Here is a 9879-nt window from a genome sequence, read left to right as displayed (position 1 = left end):
GTAACGTGAAACGGCAACGCACAACCGAAGCACCACCCACCATCCTGGTTGCAACGTAGCTGCCTGCTTTGTTCAACTACCCTCTTCCCGAGCTCCCTCTTCCTTTACTCCCTCTTCCATGCTTCCCAAGACAACGTTTATTCAGTTTAAATGGTCAGATAGAAAAAACCTTCTATGAAGCTTCTGACCTTTTGTGCTATTCCAATGCTTTTCCTTATTGCCTGCTCAAAAAACAACAACGATGACCCTTCTAACACTATTTCAGGCAGGTATGCAGGCACGTTCAAACGTTACAATACGAGCATTGATAAAACAGCCCGGGTTTCCATCGATTTTAATAAAGAGTATTGGAGCGGCTCAAGTGAATTGGCGACCTATCCCGCTTTAAATACAGGAACTTTTAGCTTAGCAAATAACAATGAAACCATTAGTTTCAAAAACAAGGCTGGCTGGACAGCAGATTTCGACTGGACCTTTATTCTGGACGGCAACTTTATACTTCACAAAAACAACGACAGCCTCGTCTTTACTAAAAGTTACGGCAACGGAGCAGTGGATGTTTATAAACTGGCAAAAGAAAAATAACCGATCATTCTTATATGAATATAGACAAAAAATGGCCTGGCTACTGCCAGGCCATTAGCTTTATTGACTTGTTTGCCTTGATTAATAATCACGACCACCACCGCCATAGCCACCACGGCTTCCACCGCCGTAGCCACCGCCACCACGGTTACCGCCGCCGCCATAGCCGCCACCGCCACGGTTGCCACCGCCACCGTAACCACCACGGCCGCCACCGCCGCCGAAGCTTTTCTTCTTGAATCCGCCACCGCCGCCAGAACCACCTTCACGGGGTTGTGACTCATTAACTACAATACTACGGCCCATAACTTCTGTACCGTGTAATGCAGTGATTGCAGCGTTTCCAGCTTCTGCATCGCTCATTTCAACAAATCCAAATCCCTTTGAACGGTTGTTGTTGAATTTGTCTGTAACGATTTTGGCAGAAACAACTTCTCCGTAAGGAGCAAACATTTCTAAAAGATCCTGCTCAGTTAAATCCCAACTGAGGTTGCCAACGTAAATGTTCATTTTCTAAATTTTTTGAACGAGTGAATAAAACCATAATGAAGCACAGTGTTGCAAAAAAGCCAGAAAATCATTTACTTGGAAACGCTCTGGGAAGTCTGAAACTGTAAAGATCATTAAGGAACCAAAACGAAGGTAATAAAATTGTGGAAAAACATACAAAATATCTAAATATAAAAAAAGGCGATTTCTTCGGTTTAATCCGTCGAATCGCCTTTTTTCAGCTATTTGGGAGTGTATTATTCTGCAACTACCTCAAAATCAAGCTCAGTTGTGATTCCGTTTCCGAAATCTACACTGGCTTTGTATTGACCCAGTTCCTTCACTTCATCCGGGAGGGAAATTTTCCGACGGTCAATTTCATATCCTTTCTGCTCGCGAATAGCACGTGAAATCTGCAGGGCTGTAATGCTTCCGAAGATCTTGCCACTTGTACCAGTCTTGGCGCCTAATTTAATAGCACCTTCCTGCAGTTTGGCAATTACCTGGTTGATTTCAGCCAACATTTTCTCTTCCTTCTTCTTCTTAACTTTCAGCTTTTCATTCAGCTGTTTCAGGTTGGAAGGGGAAGCCTCTACCGCGAATTTCTGTGGTATCAGGTAATTCCGGGCATATCCGTTCTTCACTGTTACCAGTTCGTTCGCACCACCCAGGTTATCTACATCCTGAATTAAAATTACTTGCATTTTGTTCTTTTTTAGTACCCCAAAGAGCCCAATCAAATCTGTTTAAATCTGATTCAGACTGTCTCCGGTTTCGCTGAAGCCAAAACGGATTAGGGATTGGTTACTAGATATTGTTTTGCTTATTTCAGCAAATCTGTTACATAAGGAAGAATAGCCATCTGACGCGCTTTTTTAACTGCCTCAGAAACTTTCCGCTGGAATTTCAGACTGTTTCCGGTAATACGGCGAGGTAACATTTTACCCTGCTCATTTAGAAACTTTTTCAGGAATTCAGCATCCTTGTAATCCACGTATTTAATACCGTACTTCTTGAAACGGCAGAATTTCTTTGCACGCTTCTCGGTCTTAATCGCGGTCAGGTATTTGATTTCATTCTTTGCCATGATTAAGCCTCCACTTTTTCAGTTCCGGTTGGTACGCCACTTCTCTTTTTATTATTATACTCAACGGCGTATTTGTCGAGTACAGTAAACATGTGACGAAGAACGTTGTCGTCACGCAACAGCTGAATCTTCAGCTTCTCATTGAAGTCGGATGGCGCCTTGTACTCCATTACCCAGTATAAACCAGTGGTTTTTTTCTGGATAGGATACGCCAGTGATTTTAATCCCCAGGGATTGGAATTTACCAACTCGCCACCGTTTGAGGTAACCAGGTCGATAAATTTCTTCTGAGCAGCTTTGTAGTCTTCCTCACTCAGAACAGGGGTAAAAATCACCATCAATTCGTAATTGTTCATGATCCCTGATTTGTTAAATAAAAAAATTAATTGGGCTGCAAAGGTAAGAGCTTTCTGTCATATGACCATAAATAGACTGGTCTTTTTACTAGAATGGATAACCTATGGCTATGTTCAGGATCATATTTTCCCGCCTCCAGGCAGGGTTACCTAATTCAACCTGGTTAAGCACCCATTTTTCCCCATCCGGAAGCCAGGGTTTCCGGAGCGGAATCGCAAGGTCTGCCCTTATTACCAGGATGGAAGCGTCAATCCGAAGGCCAACTCCGGCCCCTACTGCCACATCTTTCATAAACCTGCTTCCGGACCAGGCTGCACCTGGCTTCTCAGGATTCTCCCGCTGCAGCCAGATATTGCCCGCATCCGCAAATATCGCTCCCTTTAGCACACTGAATAATTTGAAACGCCACTCTGTATTGAATTCCAGCTTGATATCACCTGCCTCACTGGCTGCAAAGGTACTTGTCTCGGAACGATAAGACCCCGGTCCCAGAGTCCTGGCCCGAAAAGCCCTTAAACTATTACTACCTCCGGTCATATACTGCTTCACAAAAGGGAGTGTAGTGTTATTTCCATAAGAAAAACCAGCCCCAGCCAGCAATCGGTTTACCCATTGACTCTCTTTTCCCAGTTTCCAATAATGCCGGATCTCTCCGGTTACACGCGAATATTGTGCAAATGGCTGATAGCCGATGTTTTTTTGCCCCTGGCTATTTGCCGGAATGATTAGTCCGAGTAAATTTCCCGCAACATCCAGATTGCCCTGCAAAAACAGACTATGAATCCTTTTTTTGTTGACGTTATTGTAAGTGATGGTATAATTACTTCCGATTATAAACTGCTTATCTATTGACTGTCTCAATGCTGGATCATTGTCCAGTATTTCCTGAAACTCGGGTGATATCCTGGAAGGCAAAACATAGGAAATCGACACCGGTACTAGCAAATGATCCGTCAATAGCCCTGTTTTCCATTGGTAAGCCTGCTGAATCGTGAAGGAATTCAGGTTGTATAACCCGGGCCTGCTCAGCAATTCATAGCCGGCGCTTAACCTGGTTCGCGGAATAAAAGCATTACTGGTCTGGATCTTCCAAAAGGGAACGATTATTCCGGGAAGATTAAATGCAACTTCACCTGTTAAGCTATATCCCCTGGTATTTGCCTGATCCACCCGGTTACCTCCAACCTGCCATTCAAACCCTCCTGCAAGTTTTACTTCCAGCCGGTTGGCTCTTTTCAGCCAGTTTCTGTTCAGGGATGTAATCGTGATCTGTGAACCTACAAAGTTGTTGGACTTACTATTACCGTTCAATTCAACCTGCAAACTTCTTCTTGGAGTAGGTGTCATGAAAAAGCGGGCATTCAGCCGATTGCTGTCTGCAACCTCCATTTCTGTTTTTACAAATTTATAAGTACCAAGGCTCATCAATCGTTCAAGTGTTCGTTCATGGGCCCGGAACCGGTAAAGACTATCCTCTTTCAATAACACATACCGGCTGAATATTTTTGGAAGAAACAGGTTGTGAATATCTTTAACCCGGTAGGGACCAAGGTCTTCTGCTTCTTTATTTCGAACCAGGCTGTCTTCCGATAGATTATAAGTTGGAAAGAGTGTGATGCTTCCCATCCGATAGGCAGATTTCACATTTGCCGGAATAGAATCCTTCAACCTGACATACAATACTACTTCACCGTTGTAATTGCTGTCAACCTCTACCAGGAGATGATCCGGATTGAAATAATAAAACCCCCGCTGGCGAACATAATTGCCGATTCTTTCCCTTTCATTCTTGATTTGCTCCAAATTGTAAAACCGCCCTGGAATTAATCTGCTATTATCAGTACTTCTTTGTATCTGCTTTCCGAGCCTTGAACTATCCAGTTCCATTTTTACTTCCCTTATTCTGTACCTAGTGCCGGCAGTAACGGCATACTCGATTTTTGCTTTCTTTTTACCGATTGGTTTGGTTTCATAACCGGTGGATGCCTGCAAAAAGCCAAGGTCTTCCATATGACTTGTCAATACATCAGCAGAATAGGAGGGCTTCGCTTTACTTAACAGTACCGGAGCTTCCCCCCATTTATTTCTTAATAAGTGGTTGAGCCCTTTCCCGGTCGGCTTATTCCCCAAATTATACAGCCATAACCGAACCGGCATTCCCAAAAATTTGCGATTTGGACTTGGCCGGCTTAAGGCAACCAACGCCTCTCCCAACTCCTTATGCCGACCAGGTTTTTTTTCCTCCCACGTAACTTCCGCACCAAGATAGAGCCGGTCACCTTCCGGCACGGTACGGGTTGTACTGCATCCTGTTGAAAACCAAAAGCACAGGAGCAGCCAGATGATCCATTTATTTTTCTGAATTGCGTGCATTCTCCTGCTGCTTTTTTGCTTTTTCAAATATCTGTCTGAAATGATCGAAGTCCATGACCAGTATAAACGATACTCCTGTTTCAATGATCTGTCCAAGTAATATGGCATCTGTCTGATTTCGCTGGTATGCTCTGATCCGATATCGGCCATCTCTGCTTAACTTGTATTCGATCAGTACATCCCCAATTAGTTGTGCACCATTCGTGGGTGCATTTCCCAACAAGCCTATATTTGAACCAACGGATACGGTTAACCGATTATTGAACAGCGATTTGCTGGCTCCTACACTCAGTACAGTGGATTCCTGGCGACTTCCACTCATATAATCCTCCCTGGTTTCCAGATCAAAATTCAAATCGATTCCACTAATAAGGGATCCGGCCAATGTATTCAGTTGCTGCGAAAGAATCTTACTTACGCTCTGTTTCGCTGCCAGGCCGATACCTCCGCCACTTCTGTTCTCCAGACTTTCAAGAGGGTTTTCCGATAGGAAAGTTTGTAATACCAGCAATGCCATCACCTGCTTGGTAAGTTCAGATTCGTTGTTGTTGATCTGTTTAAGTCGCGTATATACGGCACCGTTAAAGAAGTTTCGGTCTTTTTCCGGCATATCCAGCTCAAAACTGATATCCGGTTGCATCAGCTCATCTCTAATATTCATGTAAACATCCACTGGCACTTTTTGTCTGAGTCTTGTCAGTTCTGTCCTGGACCCACTGCTTTGGTCCCGGATCAGATCTATTGCTGGGGCATCTACCTGGTATTTTGCACGAATATTGACTGCAGCTTCAAGCGGATCACCATTCCAGGTTATAGTACTTCCTTTTTCAATGCCAAAACTACGTTTGATTAACTGGTTGAGTGACATTTCATATTTGCCACTTTCAATTTCATATACACCGGTAATGCCTATTCGATTTCCCTGTTCAATCTTTACATTCAAACTGGCACTCCCTTTTACCTCTAGAAAATCTCCATTGTAAGGATCTATTACAATAGTGAGCGTGGATGCTGGCGTCAATTCTATATCTCCTGAAAACTCAATCCCGCTAAATTGAGTGGCCGGACTTTTTTTCTTTACGGTTTGGATAAGCAATGTTGAATCAGGCGGATTTTGACGGTTTACAAATTCGATAACACCTTCCCGGTTGGCAATACCAGGTTCCTCATCCGGCACAACAAATCCGATCGCAGATTTATCTACCAGTTTCAATTGCATGTCAACTTTGGGTAGTGACAGATCACCTTTGATAGCAATGGTACTGTTGATTCTGGCAGGTCCCCATATCATTTGCTCCTCTGAATTTTTTGGCCCCAATACCAAAAAATTTCGGGCATCTACTCCCAGGTCAAAGCCTGGATTGAGCAGGTTTTCCAATCGGACGGTACCATCCATTATCGCTTTCCCTCCTGTTGTATCGGTAAGTGTGAATTGGTTCAATAAAAGTTTACGGTTGGTAAATCGCAGCTCCTGTTGATCCATCTCTAAGGGATTATTAAGGTAAGAAACGCGTAATTTTCCTTTGTGAAACACCAGTGATCCATTGATATCCGGATTGGTGAGTTCACCACTAATATCCAGATTGCCTGTAATGGCACCACTCATATTGGTGGTTGCACCAGCAGTGAATGGTTCTGCACTTGCCAATTGTAAACTATCAAATCTAATGGTAGCATTAATACGATCAGCATAACTACCTTCCATTTTTACCTTGTTTCCATATCCTTCCAAGGTGGCAAGTACGCCTATGCTGGCACCTTCTTTTGTTAACTCAGTAACTACGTTACCAACGGGTTTTCCGAACAGCCGAAGACTATCCACTGATACAGTTCCGGTGATGGAGGAATCTGTAACAGTTTGATTTAATCGTAATCTGGCATTTATCGTTCCCTCAGCCAGTGTTGTGTCTTTGGAGATGAAAGCACTGATCGTTCGCGCTTCAAAATCCTTGATCAATAACTGATAAGCTGTGTTTTTAAAACTGTCCAGGCGGATGTGATCCAGCTTAACCGATTGACTGTCTGACCGGATTTCAAATGCTGCGTCCCATAATTCCCCTTTCCTGAAAACGATGGCTGAGTCAGCAACTGTTGTAAATCTCTCTTTGTTTAATATTATTTCCGAATCCAAACCAAGATTCCAGTTACTCAGCGATGGCCCCTGCCAATTTCCACCAACCCGATAGGATGGCTTTTTTTCGGCATCATCTACTGCCAATAACCAGTTGATGTTTCCGGGTTGCCCTTTTGCTGTTACGGCCATGTTATAGACCGGAAAAGCAGGATGTTCTATTTGTGCAACCTGGATGGAGGTATTAATTGTATCCTCATCAAAAAGTAATTTCAGCCTGAAACTATCAACAATCGCTGTGGTATACCTGAATTGCGGATGGGCAGCTTCCAGATAAAGCAAGCTGCTATCTGTGTTTATACTACCTTCCAGCGTCAAGGGTTGCCTGATTTGCAGGTCAGGCAGGAACTTTTCCATAGAGCGGGGCAGGATCAGCGATGCAGCAAGTCGGGCGGATTGGGATGCAATGGAATCGGTTTTTGCTATAATTAAACTGTCAGCTGGATTTAACTGTCTTTCGATGATATTGCTGACAGCAGCGGCAAGTTGTGTATAGTCATAGTTCCCATCCAGGGTTATATATCCAATTGGGCCTTCCACTTTTATATGCTGACTATCCAACGCTGCACGGGCAAGGATGGCAAGGCTGTCAAGCTGTATCAGATCCTGTTCATTCGCATATTGAACATGATGAACAAATACAGTTCCATCCAACTTGCGGGGTCTTGTGTCTTTCAAATCCAGATCGATCTCGCCCTTCACAATAAACGGACTAGTACTTAATCCAACTGCCTGTAAATCGGCGCGATTAATAGTTAGTTTGCCATTCAGGGAAGGATATCCATCGGTGAGCACTCCAGCCAGTTCAACCTGGGTTTGCAGATTCGTATCCAGGCTGTTTATAAAAGCGGTATACTGTTGTTGATTCAAACTGCCGGTTATATCAATCTGTTGGTAGTTGTACCCTTTAATAGTTGCTTCCTGAATCCGGACAGCAGCTTCACTGTTCATGGTTTCCGGATCAAATCCCTGGCCCTTAACTTTTCCGGATGCTACAATCAACCCAAGTGTTGTATCCCGAATCCATTGGCCAACATTCATATTGAGTTCCTGAAGATCCAGCTCATAGCGGGCAGTGGATCTGTTTTTGATCCCGTTTACCTGACCCTGAAATCGAATCAACCCAAAACTTGAATTCAGTGTAAGGGCAGCATTCGCATTATTCATGTTTCCTGAAAGCCTTCCGCGCAAATCAATTCGATCCGGTAATTCAAGGTTAGGAGGAAGCAGGCTTTCAGAGATCCAGGAACTGATAGCTGATTTTCCGGTCTCAATCGAAAGACTCGAGAGTTCTGCACCAAATTTATCCGGAACAGTAAGTGAGCGAACTATCCCGGTAAGATGAATATCGTTGCCCGCATTATCCTGCAAATGAAAAGCCTGAAGACGGAGTGCAGATAAATTACCGGATACCTGGCCGTTGAGCCGTAGTTCCTTATCCCACCACTTTCTAAAATTAGTATCCTGTTTCAGTTCCGGAACAAAGAACAATACTTCTTTGAGTGAAAGCCTGGACGCAGCAAGTTGTGCCTGAATACCGATTTGGTCTGTTATAATTTCCCCTTGTTGGTTGGAAGGGAAATAGAGTTCAATGGAATTGGATAACTGGCTCGTGGCAGTTTTGATGGAATAATCACTTAGGGATAGCCGTTGGTTTTCGTAGGCAATTTTTCCGGAAGCCTGCTTAAGCCTGAAACCAGATCTTTCTTTTGCTGATAATTTGTCAAGTTCAGCTGTTAATTTATTCCCTTTCCAGTTGATGCTGGTTATAGTGGTTTGTATATCAGAAAGTCCGAGGTAATTGAAATCGATGGAGTAGGAGTAGGGACTTCTTTTCTCTACCAGATTTTGCATGCCAAATGCACCACCGTTCAGATCAATAGATTGCAGATTTACTACCAGGGGCTGGGATTCTTCAGTTATTTCCTCCAAAGTCTCAAGCCCTTTTTGCCGGATGAGATATCCTTTGGGTGATTTCAGTATAATATTTCCAGAGAGGTATTTATTAGCTCCCACATTTGCATTCAACAACTCGATCCTGCCCTGCTCCAGTTGCCAGCCGGTATGGATGCCACTGCCTTCATCCCGGTAGGCAAAACAGATGTCATCCAGTTGAATAAGTTTCCCCTTTATCAATAATGAAAGGGTATTGTTTGCAATTGAATCATCAGGTTTTTCAACCGGATCTTTTCTCCGGTACTCTTGTGTATAAAAGCCATTCAACCCGGTGATGCGTAAATCATTGAAATCATAGCTCCCACCTGCAACATCCGTTTCTTTAAATCGCCAGCTCAGGTTTTTCAAAACAAGAGCTGATTGCATTCCTGAAGTTTGATCATCATACTGGAGCCTGATATTGTTGAATTCTATCCTTCCCAGGGAAATTTTCCAGGCCTTGCCAGTCGTTTGTTCTTCCTGGGTGGTATCCTTTCCGGCAGGCTGAAATCCGTCCAACAAAAATTGGTAATTGAGTTGATTATTGCTGCCTGTATAAACCCTGGCAGTAAGCTCTTTCCATTTCAATTCATGAACTACTACCGTATTTGAAAAAAGCGGGAGCAGTGCAAAATGGACGGAGAGGTCGCCGCTGTGTAAAAGCAATTTGTTTTCCTGATCAAATACGGTCAGGCCTTCTACAGACACCCGGTTAAATCCGTCGAGCCGTAATCGTTGAAGCTCCACCCGGGTCTGAAATTGATCTTCCAGGATTGATTTGGCTTTCCGGGTCAGGAACTGCTGGCCCCAATCTGACTGAATAAAAAGCAGCAGTGATAAAACCAATAACAGCAACGCCAAAAGGACCCGCATAAGAATGCGAAGCCAGCGTGGGCTGCGTTTGGGATAAAGTCGAATCACT

Annotated in this window: 7 protein-coding genes; 1 reads left to right on the top strand and 6 read right to left on the bottom strand. The window is 43.8% G+C overall.

Annotation, left to right across the window (positions count from 1 at the left end; translation table 11 throughout):
* The first annotated feature begins 174 nt into the window (after window positions 1-174).
* Window positions 175-585 carry a hypothetical protein gene (locus tag MD536_RS09305; RefSeq protein ID WP_239598165.1) on the top strand — a complete coding sequence of 137 codons (411 nt, stop codon included), beginning with the start codon at window positions 175-177 and terminating at the stop codon, window positions 583-585.
* An 81-nt stretch (window positions 586-666) separates the two neighbouring features.
* Here MD536_RS09305 and rbp read toward each other — a convergent pair whose 3' ends face one another.
* From rbp to MD536_RS22055, 6 genes are all read right to left on the bottom strand, one after another.
* Window positions 667-1095: an RNA-binding regulator gene (gene rbp / locus MD536_RS09300; protein ID WP_234864567.1), complete on the bottom strand. Its 429-nt coding sequence runs from the start codon at window positions 1093-1095 to the stop codon at window positions 667-669.
* Window positions 1096-1331: 236 nt separating this feature from the next.
* On the bottom strand, window positions 1332-1778 hold the full coding sequence (rplI, locus tag MD536_RS09295) for a 50S ribosomal protein L9 (RefSeq protein ID WP_239598162.1): 447 nt from the start codon (window positions 1776-1778) through the stop codon (window positions 1332-1334).
* A gap of 119 nt (window positions 1779-1897) precedes the next feature.
* Entirely contained in the window at window positions 1898-2161 is a 264-nt protein-coding gene (rpsR, locus tag MD536_RS09290; protein ID WP_234864565.1) for a 30S ribosomal protein S18, read from the bottom strand.
* Between the two features lie 2 nt (window positions 2162-2163).
* Window positions 2164-2517 carry a 30S ribosomal protein S6 gene (rpsF, locus tag MD536_RS09285; protein WP_239598160.1) on the bottom strand — a complete coding sequence of 118 codons (354 nt, stop codon included), beginning with the start codon at window positions 2515-2517 and terminating at the stop codon, window positions 2164-2166.
* Window positions 2518-2605: 88 nt separating this feature from the next.
* Window positions 2606-4891 carry a translocation and assembly module lipoprotein TamL gene (tamL, locus tag MD536_RS09280; protein WP_239598158.1) on the bottom strand — a complete coding sequence of 762 codons (2286 nt, stop codon included), beginning with the start codon at window positions 4889-4891 and terminating at the stop codon, window positions 2606-2608.
* Window positions 4869-9878: a translocation/assembly module TamB domain-containing protein gene (locus MD536_RS22055; RefSeq protein ID WP_239598156.1), complete on the bottom strand. Its 5010-nt coding sequence runs from the start codon at window positions 9876-9878 to the stop codon at window positions 4869-4871. The genes tamL and MD536_RS22055 overlap by 23 nt, the downstream gene beginning before the upstream one ends.
* Window position 9879 lies beyond the last annotated feature (1 nt).

The organism is Flavihumibacter cheonanensis, assembly GCF_022352215.1.
Classification (GTDB): Bacteria; Bacteroidota; Bacteroidia; order Chitinophagales; family Chitinophagaceae; genus Flavihumibacter; species Flavihumibacter cheonanensis.
Note: the sequence above shows the minus strand (reverse complement) of the source record. Positions and strands in the feature narration are given on the sequence as shown.